Origin of the sequence: Methylobacterium sp. J-070 (assembly GCF_022829385.1) — a bacterium.
In the GTDB taxonomy this organism is placed as follows: Bacteria; Pseudomonadota; Alphaproteobacteria; order Rhizobiales; family Beijerinckiaceae; genus Methylobacterium.
This window is the reverse complement of the sequence record NZ_JAKSXX010000151.1, coordinates 18,533-37,795: the sequence shown is the minus strand read 5'-3', so window position 1 is coordinate 37,795 and position 19,263 is coordinate 18,533. Positions and strand designations below refer to the sequence as shown.

Sequence of the window (19,263 nt, the reverse complement as noted above, 5' to 3'; positions counted from 1 at the left end):
ATCCTCGGCCCCCGCGATCGGCCTCACGCCGCCGGTCCGGTGTCCAGCCCCTCGGCCGCCCGCAGGACGATCCGCGCAGCCGCCCGGCTCGGGGTGTCGGCCTCGGGCAGGCGCATGCGGTCGTCGATCCTGGCGAGCGCGGCGAGTTGCGCATCACGCATCGCCCCGCCTGCCAGCAGGGGTAGGAGCGCCTGCGCGAGCGAGGCCGGGGCGCACGCCGCCTGGACGAATTCCGGCACGGCGTTCTCCCCGAGGATCAGGTTCGGCAGCACGATGGTGGAGACCTGGATGAGCCGGCGGGCGACGAGCTCTTCGGCGCGCGAGACCTTGTAGGCGACGACCATCGGCACGCCCGCGAGCGCCAGTTCCAGCGTCACCGTGCCGGAGGCGGCCAGCGCGGCCCGGGCCCCGCGGAAGGCGGCGTATTTCGGCCCTTCGCCGGTCAGGATCCGGACCGGGACGGGCCAGTCCAGCGCCAGCCGCTCGATCAGGGCCCGGTGGCGGGTCACCGCCGGCAGCATGACCTCGACCTCGACGACGCGGGAGATCTGCTCCAGCGTCCGCCCGAACACCGGCATCAGGCGGTCGATCTCGGCGCGGCGCGAGCCCGGCAGGACCACGAGGCTGTAGGGCACCGCCTCCCGCCGCAGGACTTCGGACCCGCAGGGACGCAAGTCCGGGAAGCGCTCGATCAGCGGATGGCCGACATAGGTGCAGGGCGGTCCGCCGAGCCGCCGATGCGCGTCCGGCTCGAAGGGCAGCAGCGCCATCACGTGGTCGATGAACGGGCGCATGCCCTTGGCCCGCCACGGCCGCCACGCCCAGACGCTGGGCGAGACGTAGTCGACGATCGGGATGCCCGGCGCCGCCTTGCGCACCCGGCGCGCGACCGCGTGGGTGAAGCCGGGGCTGTCGATGATCACCAGCACGTCCGGCCGGGCCCGCACCGCGGCGTCCACGGTCTGGCGGATCCGCCGCAGGAGCGTCCGGGCCCGGGCGAGGACCGGCAGGTAGCCCATGACGGCCACGTCATCGAGGGGGAACAGGGAGGTAAGCCCCTCCTCCGCCATGGCCTCGCCGCCGACGCCCGCGAAGGTCGCCCCCGGCGCCGCCGCCCGCAGCGCCCGCATCAGCTTGGCGCCGAGCTGGTCGCCGGAATCCTCGCCGGCCACGAGCCAGATGGTGCGCGGCCGGGCAGCCGTCACGGGGCGCCCCCGTACCCGACCACGAACAGGCCGAGGCGGTCCGCCTCCGCGGCGGTGGCGGCCCGGTCGATCACCAGGGTCCCGCCGGCCTCAAGCGCTAGGCCGACGCAGCCGGCCCGGGCGGCGTTGCGCACCGTGCGCGGCCCGACGGCCGGCAGGTCGACCCGCAGGTCCTGGCCGAGCTTGGGCGCCTTGACCAGCACGGTGGCGGGGAGCGCCCGCCCCCAGCCGAACGGCCGGCGGCCGAGGGCTCGCCCGCGGGCGAGCATCCGGTCGGTGCCCTCCGGACCCTCGACGGCGATGACCCGGTCGCCCGCCGCCATCACGGCCTGCCCGAGATCGTAGGGTGAGAGCGCGGCCAGTACGGCGCGACCGGTGCGGATCGAGGCGGCCGCCGCCGGATCGGGCACCCGCCGGCCGATCGGACCGTCCGGGCAGAGCAGGTCCGGCGCCGCTTCGTGGACGCCGACGACCCGGTGGCCCTCCTCCTCGACGAGGGCCAAAGCGGCGCGCAGGAGGCGGTCGTCACCGCCGCCCGCGATGGCGCGCAGGGCCTCGCGGTTGCGCAGGGCCGCGCCGGCATTGAGGATCGCGGCCGGGCTCGGACGGGAAACCCCGCCGGCCGGCACGACCACGGCCGGGCCCCAGCGGCGCAGCAGCTTCAGCGTGGCGGCGAGGTCCAGGAGATCGACGGTGGCGTCGGCGCTCCCGCGCAGGGCCCGATCGGTGAAGCCGCGCAGCGCGATCACGCGGAACGGCCGGCGCGACCGGCGCAGGGACTCGGCGACGAGTTCCGGCAGGCGCCCGGCTCCCGCGATCAGCACGAGGGCCTCGCCGGGCCCGGGATCCGCCTTCGCCACCGCACGCCCCGCTCAGGCGGCGCTGATCGGGGTCGGGATCTCGCGCGGCGTGCAGACCGAGCGCTTGCCGCCGCTGCGGATGAAGTCGAGGATCTCCCGCACCGCCGCGTGGGACTCGAAGGTCGCCGCCACGTCCTCCACGCGCTCCATCAGCGTGCCCTCGGGGGCGAAGAGCAGCCGGTAGGCGCGCCGGAGGGCGTGGATATCCTCCCGGGCGAAGCCGCGCCGCTGCAGCCCGATGATGTTGAGCCCCGACAGGTAGGCCCGGTTGCCGAGCACCATCCCGTAGGGGATGCAGTCGTTCTCCAGGCCCGAGAGGCCGCCCACGAAGGCGTGCGCGCCGACCCGGGCGAACTGGATCACGGCGGCGCCGCCGCCGAGGATCGCGTAGTCCCCGACCGAGCAATGGCCCGCCAGCATCACGTTGTTGGAGAAGATCACGTGGTCGCCGACCCGGCAGTCGTGACCGACATGCGAATTCGCCAGGAAGGTGCAGTGATCGCCCACCGCGGTCTCCAGGCCGCCGCCGCTGGTCCCGGGATTCATGGTGACGCCCTCGCGGATCAGGCAATCGGAGCCGATCGTGAGGGTCGAGGCCTCGCCCCGGTACTTGAGGTCCTGCGGCTGGTGGCCGATCGAGGCGAACGGGAAGATCCGGGTGCGGGGGCCGACCGTCGTCCGGCCCGCCAGGACGACGTGGCTGACGAGTTCGCACTCCCGGCCGAGGACCACCTCCGGACCGACATGGCAGAACGGGCCGATCCGGGTCCCGTCGCCGATCTCGGCGCCCGACTCGATGACGGCGCTCGGGTGGATCAGGGGATCGCTCACTCGGTCACCAGCATGGCGCCGATCTCGGCTTCGGCGACCAGCGTCCCGTCGACCCGGGCCTCGCCGCGGAACCACCACATGGTCCGGCGGTGATTGATCTTCTTCATGTGGAAGCGCACCTGGTCGCCGGGCGTGACCGGCCTGCGGAACTTGCACTTGTCGATGGTCATGAAGAACACCTGCTTGGTGCGCAGCTCGTCGGTCCGGATGTGGCGGCAGCAGATCGCGCCGGCCGTCTGCGCCATGCCCTCGATCAGCAGCACCCCGGGGAAGACCGGCAGCCCCGGAAAATGGCCCATGAACTGCGGCTCGTTGGCGGTGACGTTCTTGATCCCCACGCAGGATTCGTCGCGGTCGATCTCGACGATGCGGTCGACCATGAGGAACGGGTAGCGGTGCGGCAGCAGTTCCAGCAATGTCTGGATATCGGCTATGCCCAGCTCCTCGCCGGTCTCGCGCGCCGCCTCACTCATCAGATCCCGCACCTCGACTGGCCGCCCGCGGCGACCTCACCTCCGGCCGCCGGCGGCGGACAGACCGCCCTCTTCGGAAGAAATCGCCGGAAGCGCAAGACCTTCCGCAGGTTTGGACGGCCGCGGGCCGCGGCGATGCCCCGCACCGCCGACGGGCCGTCTCAGGCCTCCTCGTCGCCCGGCGCCTTGGCGGAGCGCTCGGCCAGGCGGGCCAGCGTGGTCAGTTCGCGGAACCACGCCCGCACCGGCTTGGCGGGCGTTCCGCCCCAGCGGCTGCCGGGCGGAACGTCCCGGTTGACGTTGGAGGAGCCGGCGATCTGCGACCCGCGGCCGATCCGCAGGTGGCCGACGACGCCGACCTGCCCGCCCAGGACGACATAGTCCTCGAGCGTCGTCGAGCCCGAGATGCCGACCCCCGACACGATCACGCAATGACGCCCGATCACCACATTGTGGGCGATCTGCACGAGGTTATCGATCTTGGTGCCCTCGCCGATCACCGTGTCGCGCGAGGCGCCCCGGTCGATCGTGGTGTTGGCGCCGATCTCGACATCGTCCTGGACGATCACCCGGCCGACCTGCGGCACCTTGAGATGGGTGGCGCCCATGGCGAAGCCGAACCCGTCCTGGCCGAGCCGCGCCCCGGGGTGCAGGATCACGCGGTTCCCGAGCAGCGCGTGGCTCAGCGTCGTCCCGGCGCCGATCGCGCAGTCGCGCCCGATGCGCACGCCGGGGCCGACGACCGCGTTGGGGCCGATCACCGTGCCGGCGCCGATCTCGGCCGCCGGGCCGATCACCGCCCCGGGATCGACCGTGACGCCCTCCTCCAGCCGGGCCTCCGGATGGACATGGGCGCCGGGGGCGATCCCGCGGGCGGCGAATTGCGAGCCGGGGCGCAGCGCGTCCGGATGCAGTCGGCCGAGCAGCGCCGCGTAGCCGCGGTAGGGGTCGCGGCTGACGAGGGAGACGGTGCCGTCCGGGCAGCGCGCGGCGAAGCGGGGCGAGATCAGGCAGGCGCCCGCCCGCGTCGTGGCGAGGGCATCGCCGTAGCGGGCGTTGTCCATGTAGGCGAGGTGGTTCGGCCCGGCGCTCTCAAGCGGCGCAGCGCCGGTCAGCCGCCGCTCCGGATCCGCCCCGTTCGGAAGCGGAGCTCCGGCGGCGGCCGCGATCTCGGCCAGGGTCAGGCCGACGGCGGCCGAGAAGAAAACGGGATCTGACATGCTCTCCACCGCGCCGGCCGGGTCGACCCGGCCGGCGCGATGTCTATCAGAAGCGCGAGCCGCCGGAGAAGCGGAACGCCTGGGTCTGATCCTTGCCGATGGACCCGTACTTGCCGAGGATCGGGACGAACACCTTCTGGCCCTCGTCCTTGCTCAGCGCGTAGGCGTAGTCGAACCGGATCGGGCCGAGCGGCGAGTTCCACAGGATGGACGCGCCGACCGAGGAGCGGATCGCCGCGGTGTCGCGGACGTTCACGCATTCCGGCTCCACGCCGATGGTGAAGGCCGAGAAGTTGCAGCGGCCGGTCTGCGGCGAGGTGCCGTTGATGAAGCCGTCGCCGTTCACGTCGAAGGCGCGCTTGCTGTGATAGCCGAACAGCGTGCCGGCATCGGCGAACAGCGCGCCCTTCAGGCCCAGATCGCGCGGGACCCCGGGGAGCGGGAACTGCACTTCGACGGTGCCGCCGATATAGGTCGAGCCGCCGATCGCGTTCGAGCGGGCGTCGGCGATGCCGACGTCGCGCGGACCGATGCCGTTCGGCGCGAAGCCGCGGACCAGCGACGGACCGAGGAAGAACTCGTCGGTGACGCGCAGCGACTTGCCGTCGATCGACTCGATGTGACCGCCCTGGAAGCGGACGAACCCGACCACGTCCTCGAAGATCTCCTTGTAGTACCGCGCGTCGGCGGTGACGCGGAAGAACTTCGAGTCGCCGCCCAGGCCGGCCACATCGGGCTTCAGCTCGGCGTAGAGGCCGTTCCGGGGGGCGCCGACCACGTCGAGGGTCGAGTAGGCGAGCGTCAGGCCTGCCAGCGAGGTGAGCGTGTTGCCCTCGGAGCCCTTGATGGCGATCGAGGCCTCGCCGTCGTAGGCGCAGCTCGGATAGAGCGCCTGGCCGCCGATGTTGCGGCCCGTGTTCGGGTCGATCGTGCCCGCCGCGTAGGTGGCGGTGTAGCCGGGGATCGGGACCGAGCAGTCGTCGTAGGGGCGCTTGAGCGTGTTCGGGACCTTCAGCTCGGTGTTGTACAGCGAATAGCGCAGCGTCACGCCGAACTCCTCGGTGATCGGCAGGCCCAGCCGGAGCTGGCCGCCATACACCGTGGTCTCGTAGCGCGAGTACCGGGTCAGGTCGGAGTACTTGTAGAAGGCGTCGAAGCCGGCGGCGAGCCGGTAGCCGAGGAAGTACGGCTCGGTGAACGAGAAGTCGACGCCGCGCGAGTACTGGCCGCCGGTGCCGGCGAGGCGGACATACTGGCCGCGTCCGAGGAAGTTGGACTCGGAGACCGAGACCTCGCCGATGATGCCGTCCTGGGTGGAGTAGCCGCCCGCCACCGAGAACGAACCCGTGGGCTGATCCTCGACATCGATGTTGATCACCACCCGGTCCGGTGCGGAGCCCGGCTCGTTGGAGAAGCGCACCTTCTTGAAGAAGCCCAGGCCGTTGAGGCGGCGCTCGGCGCGGTCGGTGAGCACGCGGTTGTAGGCGTCGCCCTCGGCGATATCGAGCTCGCGGCGGATGACGTAGTCGCGGGTGCGGGTGTTGCCGCGGATGTTGATGCGTTCGACGTAGACGTGCGGGCCGTCCTCGACCACGAAGCCGAGGGAGACCTGGTGGCTCGCCGGGTCGCGCTGACCGGTCGGGCGGACCTGCGCGAACGGATAGCCGGCGCGGTTCACCTCGCGGGTGACGTTGTTGAGCGTCTTCTCGACGTCGTCGGCGTTGTACACGTCACCGATCGCGGCGGCGACGTTGCCGTCGAGCCGGCTGGTGTCGAGGCCCGGCAGACGCGTGTCGACCGAGACCGCTCCGACCCGGTACTGCTCGCCCTCGTTCACCGTGACGGTGATGACGTAGCCGGAGGTCTCGCCCTCGACGTAGCGCGCGTCGGCGCTGACCACCTGGAAGTCGGCGTAACCGTTCTTCAGGTAGTAGCGCCGGACCTGGTCGAGGTCGCTGGTGATGCGGTCGGGATCGTACACGTCCGAGGTCTTGATGAACGACAGGAAGTTCATCTCCGAGGAGCTCATCAGCCCCTTCAGCGTCCGCTCGGAATAGGCGTTGTTCCCGACGAAGTTGATCGAGATGATGCCGGTCTTGTCGCCCTCGTCGACCTGGTAGATCACGTCGACGCGGCCGTTGGGCAGGTCGACGGTGCGGTAGGTCACCTTGGCGGTGCCGCGTCCGAAGCGCTTGTAGACGTCGCGGATGCGCGCGAGGTCGGCGTTGATGATCGCTTCGCTGTACGGGCCGCGGGCCTTGGCCTCGACCACGCCCTCGAGGGTGGCCTTCTCGATCTTCTTGTTGCCCTCGAAGACCACGCGGTTGATCAGGTTGTTCTCGCGGACGGTGACCACCGTGCGGCCGCCGGACTGCGCAACGCGCACGTCCGAGAACATGCCGCTCGCCAGCAGGTTGCGCCGCGCCTCCTCGCTCGAGCCGGACGCCGTACCGGTCACGTAGGACCGGATCGTGTCCGCATCGACGCGCTGGTTGCCCTGGACGACGATCTGCTGCGCCTGGGCGGCTCCGCTGAGGACGACGCCAAGACCAGCAGTGACTAGGACGATGGTTTTCCGCACCGACTTACGTCGGGGCTTCCCCGTCAACGACATCATGCAATCGCCCGTTTCTGTTCTGGTCGCGGGGGTTAGCCCGTCACAGGCGACCGTTGATCGGCCGTCCCGTCACCTGGTCCAAGCGTGGCTTCGGTCCAAGCGTAGCTCTTAGCGGGATTCCCCTGCCAAGCAAACGCGCGGGAGGCCATCGTCAGGGGATTTTGGGGGGTCGTGGCCTTCGCGCCACTTAACGCTGCACAAAGGCTGCGGGCAAACCGCAGATCTTAGTGAATCAGCCGTAAAAGCTTGCGCCCGAAGCGATTTTCATCGCCGCGAACGGTGCCGTTAACCGCGTTTTAACCGAAATCCACGCCGACGCCGCGACCCCGGGCAGGCGCTGCCGGGGCGGGATCGCGGCAGCAATGGGGCATCCTTTCCGGTGGAAGCCGGACGGGATGCCGGCCGGTCCGCAACCAACCCGGATCAGGTGTTCCGCCAGGACGCCCCGAGGTTGAGGATATCGTTCCACGCGGCGAACAGCATCAGCATCAGCACGAGGGCGAGGCCGATCCGGAAGCCGATCTCCTGGGCGCGCTCGCTGAGCGGCCGGCCGCGCACCACCTCGAAGGCGTAGAACAGCAGGTGGCCGCCATCGAGCAGCGGCACCGGGAAGAGGTTCAGGAGGCCGATCGAGACGGAGAGCAGCGCGATGAGCCCGACGAGGCCGCCGACGCCGCCGTTCTTGGCGACTTCGCCCGAGACGCGGGCGATCCCGATCGGGCCGGAGAGCTGGTCGGCGGATTCACGGCCGGTGACGAGCTTGCCGAGATACGAGAAGGTGCGCTCGACGACGAAGTAGGTCTCCTTCACGCCGAGGTTCAGGGAGTCGAGCGCCCCGTAGCGCACGAGCCGCGCCTCCGAGCCCGCCGGAGAGCGGATGCCGAGGCGGCCGATCCGATGACGGCCGAAGGGCGTCTTCTCCTCGTAGGTGGCGGGCGTCGCCTGGATGGTGATCGCCTGGGCGTCGCGCTCCACCGTGAAGGTCAGGGGCGTGCCGGCGCTGCCCGTCACGGTGCGGTACATGGCGTTGAAGTCGCCGATCGTCTCGCCGTCGATGGCGGTGATGACGTCGCCCGGCTGGAAGCCCGCCTGGGCGGCGACGCTGTTCGGCTCCACCGAGGATACCCGGGCGGGGAGCTCGTAGCGGCCGCCGAGCCAGATCGCCCCGGCGAACAGCAGGATCGCCAGGATGAAGTTCGCCACGGGCCCGGCCGCCACGATGGCGGCGCGCTTGCCCACGGGCTGGGTCGGGAAGCTGATCGCCCGCTCCTGCGGGCTCATCCGGGCGACCGTCTCGGGATCGGGCATGCTGGCGCCGTTGGCGTCGCCGTGGAACTTGACGTAGCCGCCGAGCGGGATGGCGCAGAGCTTCCAGCGGGTGCCGCGCCGGTCGTTGAAGCCGAACAGCTCCGGCCCGAAGCCCAGCGAGAAGGCGTGCACGCCGACGCCGCACCAGCGTCCGACCAGGAAGTGGCCCATCTCGTGGACGAAGACCACGACGGTGAGCACGAACAGGAAGGGGATCACCGCGCCGAAGAAGCCGCCGGCGGTCCCGCCCATCGCGTTGAGGAAGTCCATGAGCCGTTTCCTGGCCGTTCCCGCCGGCATTCCAGGCCGGACATCCGACCGGTTTAGCAGATCGGGGCGGCCAACTGCCAACGCAATCCTGCGCCCCACCCGCGAAGGTCGCACGGCGGCGTGCCCGGGAACCCGGTCGGGGGCGGCGGGGACGATGCCATCCCCGCAATCCTCACATCCACGCCCCCCGGGTCAGTGACCGCCCCCGCCGCCGGCGGCCTGCGGGCGGCGGACCAGCGGAACCGCGCAGGCCATGGCCAGGAACAGCACGGTCAGGGCGAGGAACACGTCTTCGAAGGCCATCACCAGCCCCTGCGTCCGCACCGTGTTGGTCATGGCCTTGAGCGCCATGTCCGGCGCAGCGCTGCCGAAGGCGCCGAAACCGCGCTGCAGCGTGTCGAGGCGCTCCAGGGCGGAGTTGCTGGCCCAGGTGAAGCGCTCGTGCAGCCGGGCGAGGTGCAGGTCCCACCGGTCGTTAAGCAGCGTGTTGATCAGGGCGAGGCCGACCGCGCCGCCGAGGTTGCGCGTGAGGTTGTAGAGGCCGGAGGCGTTCTTCATCCGCGCCGGCGGCAGGGTGCCCAGGGCGATGTTGTTGATCGGGATCATGCACAGCATCAGCGAGCAGCCGCGCAGCACCTGCGGCAGCAGCAGCTCCCAGAAGTCCCAGTCCTTGGTCAGGCCGGTGACGATCCAAGTGCCGCCGGCGAAGCCCGCGAAGCCGATCCCCATCATGAGGCGCGGATCGACCTTGCCGGAGAGCCGGCCGGCGATCGGGGCGGTGGCGAACATGCACAGGCCGGAGACGAACATCGTCTCGCCGATCATCAGCGCCGAGTAGCCCCGCACCCGGGCGAGGTAGACCGGGTAGATGTAGGTCAGCCCGTAGAGCCCGATGCCCAGCACGAAGCTCGCCACGCAGCCGCTGGCGAAGTTGCGGTCGGAGAAGGCGCGCAGGTCGACGATCGGCTGCGCGGCCGTGAAGGCGCGCCAGAAGAACAGCAGCCCCGATGCGGCGCAGACGACCGCGCAGGCGAACACCGCCTCGTCCTGCAGCCAGTCGTGGTTCGGCCCCTCCTCGAGGACGTATTCGAGGCAGCCGAGGAAGCCCGCCATGAAGGCGAGGCCCGCCCAGTCGAAGGACTTGATCAGGCCGTAATTCGGCTTGTCGAAATCGACCAGCATCCATGTCGAGACCGTCACGAAGATGCCGGGCACGACGTTGATCAGGAACAGCCAGTGCCACGACATCAAATCGGTGAGATAGCCGCCGACCGTCGGCCCGATGGTCGGCGCCAGCGTCGCCACGAGGCCGATCATCGGCGACACGATCGTCCGCTTCGAGGGCGGGAAGATCGTGAAGGCCGCGGCGAACACGGTGGGGATCATGCCGCCGCCGATGAAGCCCTGGAGCGCCCGCCAGACGATCATCTCGCCGATGGACGAGGAGGTCGCGCACATCAGGCTCATGGCGGTGAACCCGCCCGCCGAGATCGCGAACATCCACCGCGTCGAGAGGACCCGCGAGAGCGTGCCCGAGAGCGGGATCGAGATGACCTCGGCGATGAGGTAGCTGGTCTGGACCCAGGGGATCTCGTCGCCGGAGGCCGAGAGGCCGGCCTGGATCTCGTTGAGGGAGGCCGAGACGATCTGGATGTCCAGGATCGCCATGAACATCCCGAACACCATGCAGAGGAACGCGATCAGCCGGCGGCGATCCATCGGCGGATCGGCCGCGCGGGCCGGCGTCCCGACCAAATCGGCGGTCGTCGCCACGGCGCGCCTCAGCGGCTCGCGGTGCTGACCGGCCGCTCGGCGGCGGCCCGGTCGAGGACGGAGCGGTCCACGCCCGTGCGGGTGTCGACCCGCACCACCGCCGAGAGGCCGGGCCGCAGCAGCCCCGCGCGGGCGACGTCCTCCGAGACGCGGACCCGGACCGGCAGGCGCTGGACGATCTTGGTGAAGTTGCCGGTGGCGTTGTCCGGCGGGAGCAGGCTGAAGACGGAGCCCGAGGCCGGCGAGAACGATTCCACGACCCCCTGGATCTCGCGATCCGGATAGGCGTCCACCGTCACCGAGACCGGCTGCCCGGGGCGCATGCGCTCCACCTGCGTCTCCTTGAAGTTCGCGTCGATACGCACGCTCTGCAGCGGCACGAGGGCGGCGATGCGCGTTCCCGGCGCCACGTAGGCGCCCGCCTCCACGGCCTTGTTGCCCACCACGCCGTCGAACGGCGCGCGGATCACCGCGAATTCGAGGTCGCGCCGGGCCCGGTCGACGGCGGTGCGCAGCTCGGCCGCGAGACTCTCCGCCTCGCGCCGCTGCGCCTGCAGCACGTCGACATTGGCGCGGGCCGCCAGAAGGCCGGCCTCCATGCCCTTGACCGACGCCTCGGTCCGGTCGCGGTCGGCGCGTGTCTGGTCGATCCGCGACTTGGCGACGTAATCCGCCTGCATCTGCGTCGACCGGACGAAATCCGCCTGCGCACGGATGGCATCGGCCCGCGTCGCGTCCAGCTGCGCGGCGGCCTGGGCGACCTGCGCCTGCGCCGCCTCGACCTGCCGGCCGATGCGCGCGATGGTGCTCTCCTGCGTGGCCACCTTGTCCTGGGCCGCCTGGAGGGCGAGGCGATAGTCGCCGTCGTCGAGCTTGGCGATCACGTCGCCCTTCTTCACCGCGGCGCCGTTCACCACCGGCACGGATTCGAGATAGCCCGAGATCTTCGCGGCCAGCACCGAAATATCGGCCTGCACGTAGGCGTCGTCCGTCGCGACGAAGAACCGCCCGACGCTCCACCAGTGCCACGCTTGATAGCCACCGAAGCCGAGGGCAGCCGCGAGAAGCCCCAGGACGATCACCCGCCTCAGCGGCCGCGTCCGTCCGGCGCGTGCGGCCGGGCCGGGCTGCCCCGCGGCCGGCTTGTCACCCGGCGGTGCCGGTGCGACCGGCGCGGCGGACTCGGCCCGCTCCTCCGCGACGGCGTCGAAGCCGCGGGGGGATCGGTCTGCGTCCTCACGGAGGGACATGCGGGCGCCTCAAGTGGAATGACCGAACCGTTCGGTCAATGCACGCGACGCGTCTTGACGTGCGTCGGGATGAGTCTCAGGATAGATTGACCGAACGGTTCGGTCAAGCGGAGCGGGACGATGGTGGCGGGGGCGACGCTGGAGCGGAATCCGGTCCAGCACGAAAGCGACAAGAGGCGACAGATCCTGGACGGCGCCCGGACGGTGTTCCTGTCCGCGGGCTTCGACGGCGCCAGCATGGGCGAGATCGCCCGAGCCGCCGGGGTCTCGAAGGGCACGCTGTACGTCTACTTCGACAGCAAGGAGGCGCTGTTCGAGGCGCTGACCGTCCAGGAGAAGACCAGCCTCGCCGAGGCGCTGTTCACCCTCGATGCTGATGATCCGGACGTGCCGGGCGTGCTGACCCGGCTCGGCACGAGCTTCCTCACCGAGATGTGCCGGCCGGAGCACGTCTCGCTGCTGCGCATGGTGATCGGCGCGAGCGAGAAGTTCCCCCGCTTCGGGCAGGTCTACTACGAGGCGGGGCCGGCCTGCGGCGTCGAGCGCCTGTCGCGCTATCTCGACGCCCAGGTTCAGTCGGGTCGGCTGCGGATCGCCGATACCGAGCTCGCCGCCCGACAGTTCCTGCATCTGTGCCAGGCCGGTCTGCTGACCCGGCTGCTCTTCGGCGCGGGCGGCAGCGCCCATGAGGCCGACCGGCGATACCAGATCGACGAGGCGGTGCGGATGTTCCTGGCCGGCTACGGTCCGCCGCGCTGAGCCGCCGCCCTCACCCGGCGGCGCGCAGGTCCGGCAGCGCCTCGGCGCTCCAGACCCGGACATGGGCGTCGATGGCGAGCGCCTCGTCGACATCGGCCGGCGCGGTCCGGTACGGGCCGGCGAAATGCGCGCAGGCCCGTTCGACCAAGTCGCTGATCCCGTAGAAGCCGATCCGGCCGGCGATGAAGGCGGCCACCGCGATCTCGTTGGCGGCGTTCATCACGGTCGGCGCGGCCCCGCCGGCCGCGAGGGCCGCCCGCGCGATCCGCAGGCACGGGAACCTGTCCTCGTCCGCCGCCTCGAAGGTGAGCGCGCCGAGCTTCACGAGGTCCAGCGGCCGGCCCCGCGCGATGGTCAGCCGGTCGCCGAGCCCCAGGCAGTGCGAGATCGGCACGCGCATGTCGGGCAGCGCCAATTCGGCGGTGACCGCCCCGTCGATCCAGTAGACCATCCCGTGGATCACCGATTGCGGGTGCACGACGACGTCGAGGCGCTCCGGCTCGATCCCGAACAGGTGGTGCGCCTCGATGAGTTCGAGACCCTTGTTCATCAGGCTGGCCGAATCGATGTTGATCTTCATGCCCATCGACCAGGTCGGATGGGCGGCGGCCTCCGTGGCGGAGGCGGCGGCGATCCGCTCGCGGGTCCAGGTGCGGAACGGGCCGCCCGAGGCGGTGATCATCAGGGTGCGGACGTCCGCGAGCGGCCGGCCGGCGAGGGCCTGGCTGAGCGCGTCGTGCTCGGAATCCATCGGCAGGATGGTGGCGCCGTAGCGCGCGGCGTCGCGCATGAAGGCGTCGCCGGCGCAGACGAGGCTCTCCTTGTTGGCGAGCGCCACCGTCCGCCCGAGGCGCAGCGCCGCGTGGGTCGACTTCAACCCGGCCGCCCCGCTCACCGCCGCCACCACGATGTCGGCGTCCCGGGCGACCGCCTCCATGACGGCCCCGTCCCCCGCCCCGTTGGGGATGCCCGAGCCCGACAGGGCTTCGGCCAGCGCCGGGCCGGCGGATGCGTCGGCGAGCGCCGCGTAGCCGGCGTTCAGCGCGCGCGCCATCTGCGCCAGGGCGACCGGATCCTTGCCCCCCACCAGCGCGCCGGCGCGAAACCGGTCGGCATGCTGGGCGAGCAGGTCGGCGGTGGAGCGCCCGATCGAGCCGGTGGCGCCGAAGACGCTGACGATCTGGGTCATGGGTCCAACTCCCTCGTCGTCACGCGATCAGACCGCCCCCGCGCAGGGCGAGATAGACCGCCGCCAGCACGGCGACGGCGAAGAATCCGTCGAGCCGGTCCATGACGCCGCCATGGCCCGGGATGATCTTTCCGGAATCCTTCACGCCGTAGCGGCGCTTGAGACCGGACTCGATGAGATCGCCCGCCTGGCTCAGGACGGAGGCGAGCGCGCTCACGCCAGCCACCACCGGCAGAGAGGCGGCGCTCGGGAGCGGCATCCCGGCGAGGTCGGCCAGGACCGGCACCAGCGTCCCGGCCACGACCGCGCCGAGCAGCCCGCCGAGCGCGCCCGACCACGTCTTGTTGGGCGAGACCCGCGGCATCAGCTTCGGCCCGCCGATCTTCCGGCCGGCGAAATAGGCGGCGATGTCGGTCGACCAGACCACCGCGAACATCCAGGCCGGGCCGACGAGACCGATGCCGGGGTCGTCGCGCAGGGCCACGGGCACCGCCGCGATCGCCGCCGCCCCGAGCAGGCCGACGAGGGCCCGGAGCCGCCCGCCCGCCGTCCGGGCGACCGTGGCGCAGGCCGCGGCGCCGAGCAGCAGCACGGCGATGCAGGCGGGCGCCGGGGCTCCCCCGCGCTCGCAGAGCAGCAGGGCGCCGAGCGTCGCCGCGCCCAGCGCGATCAGCACCTCCCGCGGCTCGGTGCGGCTCATCACCATCCACTCGGCGAAGCCCACGATGCCGGCGGCGAGCCAGATCCCGGCGAATGCCCATCCGCCATAGACGAGGGCTGCGAGCACGCCGCCCCCGAGCACGAGGCCCGAGGCGACGCGCAGCCACAGCTCGCGCCGGCCCGAAGGACGCGCAGCCGGTGCGGCGGCGGAACTCACGCGCGGTCCGGCCGTCGCCTCAAACCTGCATGATCTCTTTCTCCTTGGTGGCCAGCACGCCGTCGATCTCGGCGATGAACTGGTCGGTCGCCTTCTGCACGTCGGCGGCCTGGCGCTTCTCGTCGTCCTCCGAGATGGCGCTGTCCTTCAGGAGCTTCTTGAGGTGGTCGAGCCCGTCCCGCCGGACATGGCGTACGGCGACGCGGGCCTCCTCGGTGTACTTGTGGGCGACCTTGACCATCTCCTTGCGGCGCTGCTCGTTCATCTCGGGGATGCGGAGCCGGATGGTCTGCCCCTCGGTCTGCGGGTTGAGACCGAGGTCGGATTCGCGGATCGCCTTCTCGACGGCCGTGACCATGCTGCGGTCCCAGACGGAGATCGACAGGAGCCGGGGCTCCGGCACGCTGACGGTGGCGACCTGGGCCATCGGCATCATGGAGCCGTAGGCATCGACCTGGATCGGATCGACCAGCGACGGCGTGGCGCGCCCGGTGCGCAGCGATCCGAGATCCTTGGAGAGCGAGGCGACCGCGCCCTGCATCCGGCGCTTGATGTCGTTGAGGTCGAATTCCGGTGTGGCCATGATGGTCGTCCCGACACGTCTGACGTTGTCTTGAGCCCGGCGTGGGCAGTCGCGGCCTCAATGGACGAATTTTTTCAGGGCCGCAAACATCCCTGCACCCCGGGGATACGCGTCCGCCGGGTGCGCCCCGTCAGGGGACCACGAGCGTCGAGGGCGCCTCGCCCGACAGGATCGCGGCGATCGAGCTCGGCGGGTGCAGCGAGCCGACCACGATCGTGAGGCGGCTTTCCCGGGCCAGCGCGAAGGCGGCCGTATCCATCACCTTGAGATCGCGGGCGATGGCGTCGTCGTGGGTGATGCGGTCGTACCGGGTCGCGCTCGGGTCGGTCTTGGGATCGGCCGAGTAGACCCCGTCGACCTGCGTCGCCTTCAGCACCGCGTCGCAGCGCAGCTCCGCGGCGCGCAGGACGGCGGCGGTGTCGGTGGTGAAGAACGGGTTCCCGGTGCCGCCGGCGAGGACGACCACCTGCCCCTTGTCGAGGTGATGCAGCGCCGGCTGGCGGGCGTAGGTCTCGCAGATGGTCGGCATCGACACCGCCGACATGGTGCGGGCCTGGACGCCTGCGGCGTTCAGCGCGGTCTCGATGGCCAGCGAGTTCATCACGGTGGCCATCATGCCCAGCGAATCCCCGGTCGCCCGGTCGATCCAGCCGGCGGCCGAGATCCGCGCCCCGCGGATCATGTTGCCGCCGCCCACCACGATGGCGACCTCGGCCCCGACCTCGATGGTGCGGGCGATGTCCTCGGCAAAGCGCGCGAGCGTCGGAGGATGCAACCAGTAGCCGTCCGGCGCCGCAAGCGCCTCCCCCGACAGCTTCACGAGGATACGGCGAAACGGCGTCGCTTCCGGCATGTCGGTTCCCGGCTCCATTCCGCGTCGCGCGAACGGGGAGGCTTCTACGTCAACGACGGGAGCGCCGTCGAGGGGCGTCGGTCATCGGACCGGGTTCGGCGGTCGGGGCGACACGCGATCGACGTGCAGTCCTGGCAAAGCGGATGTGGCGAGGCGGACTCGGCAAGACGGCCTCGGGAAAGCAGCCGCCCGGGACGCGCATGCGAATCGCACTGGTGATCAATCGGGATTCCGGCGGCATCGCCTCGGGCGTGGCGCCGGAGGCGATCCGGGCGCGGATCGCCGCGGCGGGACTCGAGGCCTTGGGTGAGGCCGATCCCGCGGCACCGCTTCCGGCGCGGATCGCGGCCGCGGTGGCCGAGCCGGGCATCGACGCGGTGGTGGTGGCCGGCGGCGACGGCACGGTGGCCTGCGCGGCCGAAGCGCTTGTCGGAGGCGCGACACCCCTCGGGATCCTGCCGCTCGGCACGATGAATCTGCTCGCCCGGGATCTCGGCCTGCCGCTCGACCTCGACGGCGCGGTCGCCAACCTCGTTCAGGGGACCCCGCGCCGGATCGACGTCGGAACCGTCAACGGACGCACCTTCGTGATCAACTCGGTGCTCGGCATGCCGGCGCGGGTGGCGCGCCACCGCGAGGCGCACCGGCGCCAACACGCCCTGCGGACGCTGCTGCGCTGGGGAGTCGGGCTGATCCGCCATCTCGGCCGGTACCCCCGGATCACCGTGACCGGGACGATCGACGGCACCGACCGGCGGCTTGGCGCGCGGCTGATGGCGGTGGTGGTCGGCGACTATGTCGAGCGGCCCGGTCAGCTCCTGCTGCGGGCCCCGGTCGATGGCGGCCAGCTCACGCTCTATGTCCTCGCCAATTTATCGGCGTGGCGAAGCCTGCGCCTCGCGCTGGGCTTCGCCCTCGGGGACTGGCGCCGCCTTCCCGACGTGGAACGGATGCCGGTGAGCGAGCTGACGATCGCGACCCATCGCCGGGCCCTGCGGGTGATGAATGACGGCGAGGTGCTGCTGATCCCTTCGCCGCTGCGCTACGGGATCCGCCGACGGGCGCTGCCGGTGATCGTGCCCCGGCCGGCGGACGCGGCGACGGGCGCATGAGGCGGATCAGCCACATCTCGGACCTTCATTTCGGCCGCACCGATCCGGCCGTGGTCGAGGCTCTGATCGACGAGCTGAACGCGGACGCCCCGGACCTGATCGTCGCCTCGGGCGACTTCACCATGGCGGCGCGCCCGGCGGAATTCGCGCAGGCCCGCGCGTTCCTGGCCCGCCTGGCGCGGCCGTGGATCGGCGTGCCGGGCAACCACGACATCTCGCCCTACCGCCTGGTGGAGCGCTTCACCCGGCCGTTCGCGCGCTACAGGCACGCCATCGCGGCCGAGACCGAACCCAGCTTCCAGGATGACGAGATCGGCGTGGTCTGCCTCAACACGGTGCGGCGCTGGGCGCCCGAGCGGGACTGGTCGCAGGGCATGATCCGCCGAAGCCAGATCGCCCGGACGGAGGCGCGTCTCGGCGCAATGCCCAGCCACCTGTTCAAGATCGTGGTCGGCCACCATCCGTTCATGCCGCCGCCCTGGGACGCCGAGGCCCGGCTCGTCGGCCGCGCCGACTTGGCGCTGGCGGCCTTCCGCCGCTGCGGCGTCGGCCTGACGCTCGCAGGCCACCTGCACCGCCACTACGCGCGCTTCGCGGGCCTCGACGGTCCTGCGGCGAACGCGGTGGATCGCGGGGTGATGCGCGGCTGCCGCGGCCAGCTCCTGGCGGTCCAGGCCGGCTCGGCGACCTCGACGCGTCTGCGGGGTAACGAACCCAACGCGTACAACCGCATCACCGTGGCCAACGGCTGCGCCACCATCGTGGTCCGGATCTGGAACGGATGCGCCTGGGTGGATGCGGCGCCGGCATGACGGAAGCCGTCACGCCGGCGCCCGTTCTCAGCTGCCGGTCAGGACGCCGACGGCGCCGAGGACGGTCATGACTAGACCGGACGCGAACACGCCGATCATCAGGTAGGAGAAGGGTTTCAAAGCCATGAGCACGATGTAGCGCAGTGCCGCGAAACCGGGTGTGCGCCGCAACACGGTTCGGATTGGAACCCGTCGGCGGGGCTGGAAATGGAAAGCCCCGCCCGGCTTGTGCCGGACGGGGCTTGGCGCGGTGCGGCCCGGCGCGCCGGGCGATCGCATTCGATCCTCAGGCGCGGCCGGCCTGCTGGGCCACCTCGGTGGCGAAGTCGGGCCCGTCTTCCTTCTCGATGCCCTCGCCGAGGGCGTAGCGGACGAAGCCCGTCAGCGCCACCGGACCGCCGACCTTGCCGGAGGCCTCCTTGAGGACCTGGCTGATGGTCTTGGAGCCGTCGTGCACGAAGGGCTGCTCCAGGAGGGTGACCTCCTTGTAGTAGCTCTTCAAGCCGCTCTCGATGATCTTGGCGAGCACATGGTCCGGCTTGCCGGCGTTCTTCTCGCGCAGAATGTTCGACTCGCGCTCCACCGTGGCGGCGTCGACACCCGAGGCGTCCAGCGCGACCGGGTTCGTGGCGGCGACGTGCATGGCGATCTGACGGCCGAGCGCCGACAGGGCGTCAACGTCACCCTCGGACTCGAGGGCCACGAGCACGCCGATCTTGCCGAGACCGTCGGAGATCTGGTTGTGCACGTAGGAGGCGATCACGCCCTTCTTCACCTCGAGCTTGGCGACCCGGCGCAGGTTCATGTTCTCGCCGATCGTGGCGATCAGCGCCTGCAGCTTCTCGGCGATGGTCTCGGTGCCGCCCGGGAAATGGGCGGCCTGGAGACCCTCCAGCGTGCCGTCGGTGTTCAGCGCGATCTTGGCGGCCTCGCGGACGAAGGCCTGGAAGGCGTCGTTGCGGGCGACGAAGTCGGTCTCGGAGTTCACCTCGACCACCGCGGCGTGGTGGCCGGCGGACTCGACGGCGACCAGACCCTCGGCGGCGACGCGGCCGGCCTTCTTGGCGGCCTTGGCGAGGCCCTTCTTGCGCAGCCAATCGATCGCGGCCTCGATATCGCCCTGCGTCTCGTTGAGCGCGCCCTTGCAATCCATCATGCCGGCGCCGGTCTTCTCCCGGAGCTCCTTCACCATCGCGGCGGTGATGTTGGCCATGGCGGTCCCTTTCGTACGGTCTGGATGAGAGAGGCCCGGCGCGCGGGTGAGCGGCCGG

General features: G+C 71.0%; 18 protein-coding genes. 3 read left to right on the top strand and 15 right to left on the bottom strand.

Annotated elements, in window-relative coordinates:
* Positions 1 to 23 precede the first annotated feature (23 nt).
* The 9 genes from lpxB to MKL01_RS15455 form a co-directional block, all read right to left on the bottom strand.
* A complete protein-coding gene (gene lpxB / locus MKL01_RS15495) occupies positions 24 to 1,205 on the bottom strand; it encodes a lipid-A-disaccharide synthase (protein WP_243906100.1) in 1,182 nt (393 codons plus the stop codon).
* Positions 1,202 to 2,065: an LpxI family protein gene (locus tag MKL01_RS15490; protein ID WP_243906099.1), complete on the bottom strand. Its 864-nt coding sequence runs from the start codon at positions 2,063 to 2,065 to the stop codon at positions 1,202 to 1,204. The genes lpxB and MKL01_RS15490 overlap by 4 nt, the downstream gene beginning before the upstream one ends.
* 12 nt (positions 2,066 to 2,077) lie before the next feature.
* A complete protein-coding gene (gene lpxA / locus MKL01_RS15485; RefSeq protein ID WP_243906098.1) occupies positions 2,078 to 2,896 on the bottom strand; it encodes an acyl-ACP--UDP-N-acetylglucosamine O-acyltransferase in 819 nt (272 codons plus the stop codon).
* Positions 2,893 to 3,369 (bottom strand): 3-hydroxyacyl-ACP dehydratase FabZ, encoded by a 477-nt coding sequence (gene fabZ, locus MKL01_RS15480; RefSeq protein ID WP_243906097.1) that lies wholly within the window; start codon positions 3,367 to 3,369, stop codon positions 2,893 to 2,895. Before fabZ ends, lpxA begins: the two co-directional genes overlap by 4 nt.
* Before the next feature lie 161 nt (positions 3,370 to 3,530).
* Positions 3,531 to 4,589: a UDP-3-O-(3-hydroxymyristoyl)glucosamine N-acyltransferase gene (lpxD, locus tag MKL01_RS15475; protein ID WP_243906096.1), complete on the bottom strand. Its 1,059-nt coding sequence runs from the start codon at positions 4,587 to 4,589 to the stop codon at positions 3,531 to 3,533.
* A 46-nt stretch (positions 4,590 to 4,635) separates the two neighbouring features.
* Positions 4,636 to 7,206 carry an outer membrane protein assembly factor BamA gene (bamA, locus tag MKL01_RS15470; protein WP_243906095.1) on the bottom strand — a complete coding sequence of 857 codons (2,571 nt, stop codon included), beginning with the start codon at positions 7,204 to 7,206 and terminating at the stop codon, positions 4,636 to 4,638.
* A gap of 423 nt (positions 7,207 to 7,629) precedes the next feature.
* Positions 7,630 to 8,784, bottom strand: a complete 1,155-nt coding sequence (gene rseP / locus MKL01_RS15465) for an RIP metalloprotease RseP (protein WP_243906094.1) — start codon at positions 8,782 to 8,784, stop codon at positions 7,630 to 7,632.
* Between the two features lie 192 nt (positions 8,785 to 8,976).
* Positions 8,977 to 10,503 carry a DHA2 family efflux MFS transporter permease subunit gene (locus MKL01_RS15460; RefSeq protein ID WP_243906160.1) on the bottom strand — a complete coding sequence of 509 codons (1,527 nt, stop codon included), beginning with the start codon at positions 10,501 to 10,503 and terminating at the stop codon, positions 8,977 to 8,979.
* A 62-nt stretch (positions 10,504 to 10,565) separates the two neighbouring features.
* Complete coding sequence (locus MKL01_RS15455) at positions 10,566 to 11,807, bottom strand: HlyD family secretion protein (protein ID WP_243906093.1); 1,242 nt, start codon at positions 11,805 to 11,807, stop codon at positions 10,566 to 10,568.
* Positions 11,808 to 11,927: 120 nt separating this feature from the next.
* On the opposite strand from MKL01_RS15455, the gene MKL01_RS15450 reads away from it, so the two are divergent.
* Complete coding sequence (locus MKL01_RS15450; protein WP_243906092.1) at positions 11,928 to 12,566, top strand: TetR/AcrR family transcriptional regulator; 639 nt, start codon at positions 11,928 to 11,930, stop codon at positions 12,564 to 12,566.
* A gap of 10 nt (positions 12,567 to 12,576) precedes the next feature.
* Here the strand turns inward: MKL01_RS15450 and dxr are convergent, their stop codons facing one another.
* The 4 genes from dxr to pyrH all read right to left on the bottom strand — a co-directional run bounded on the left by dxr (position 12,577) and on the right by pyrH (position 16,068).
* Positions 12,577 to 13,755, bottom strand: coding sequence for a 1-deoxy-D-xylulose-5-phosphate reductoisomerase (gene dxr, locus MKL01_RS15445; RefSeq protein WP_243906091.1), 1,179 nt, complete (start codon positions 13,753 to 13,755; stop codon positions 12,577 to 12,579).
* A 19-nt stretch (positions 13,756 to 13,774) separates the two neighbouring features.
* Positions 13,775 to 14,632 (bottom strand): phosphatidate cytidylyltransferase, encoded by an 858-nt coding sequence (locus tag MKL01_RS15440; RefSeq protein WP_243906090.1) that lies wholly within the window; start codon positions 14,630 to 14,632, stop codon positions 13,775 to 13,777.
* A 19-nt stretch (positions 14,633 to 14,651) separates the two neighbouring features.
* Complete coding sequence (frr, locus tag MKL01_RS15435; protein ID WP_243906089.1) at positions 14,652 to 15,215, bottom strand: ribosome recycling factor; 564 nt, start codon at positions 15,213 to 15,215, stop codon at positions 14,652 to 14,654.
* Positions 15,216 to 15,345: 130 nt separating this feature from the next.
* On the bottom strand, positions 15,346 to 16,068 hold the full coding sequence (gene pyrH, locus MKL01_RS15430) for a UMP kinase (RefSeq protein WP_243906088.1): 723 nt from the start codon (positions 16,066 to 16,068) through the stop codon (positions 15,346 to 15,348).
* Between the two features lie 200 nt (positions 16,069 to 16,268).
* On the opposite strand from pyrH, the gene MKL01_RS15425 reads away from it, so the two are divergent.
* Both MKL01_RS15425 and MKL01_RS15420 read left to right on the top strand, forming a co-directional pair.
* Positions 16,269 to 17,180 (top strand): diacylglycerol/lipid kinase family protein, encoded by a 912-nt coding sequence (locus MKL01_RS15425; protein WP_243906087.1) that lies wholly within the window; start codon positions 16,269 to 16,271, stop codon positions 17,178 to 17,180.
* Entirely contained in the window at positions 17,177 to 17,992 is an 816-nt protein-coding gene (locus tag MKL01_RS15420; RefSeq protein WP_243906086.1) for a metallophosphoesterase family protein, read from the top strand. Before MKL01_RS15425 ends, MKL01_RS15420 begins: the two co-directional genes overlap by 4 nt.
* A 27-nt stretch (positions 17,993 to 18,019) precedes the next feature.
* Here MKL01_RS15420 and MKL01_RS15415 read toward each other — a convergent pair whose 3' ends face one another.
* Both MKL01_RS15415 and tsf read right to left on the bottom strand, forming a co-directional pair.
* The gene (locus MKL01_RS15415; protein ID WP_243906085.1) at positions 18,020 to 18,163 is read right to left on the bottom strand and encodes a hypothetical protein; all 144 of its coding nucleotides are present in this window, start codon (positions 18,161 to 18,163) and stop codon (positions 18,020 to 18,022) included.
* A 115-nt stretch (positions 18,164 to 18,278) separates the two neighbouring features.
* A complete protein-coding gene (gene tsf / locus MKL01_RS15410) occupies positions 18,279 to 19,205 on the bottom strand; it encodes a translation elongation factor Ts (RefSeq protein ID WP_243906084.1) in 927 nt (308 codons plus the stop codon).
* Between the last annotated feature and the right edge of the window lie 58 nt (positions 19,206 to 19,263).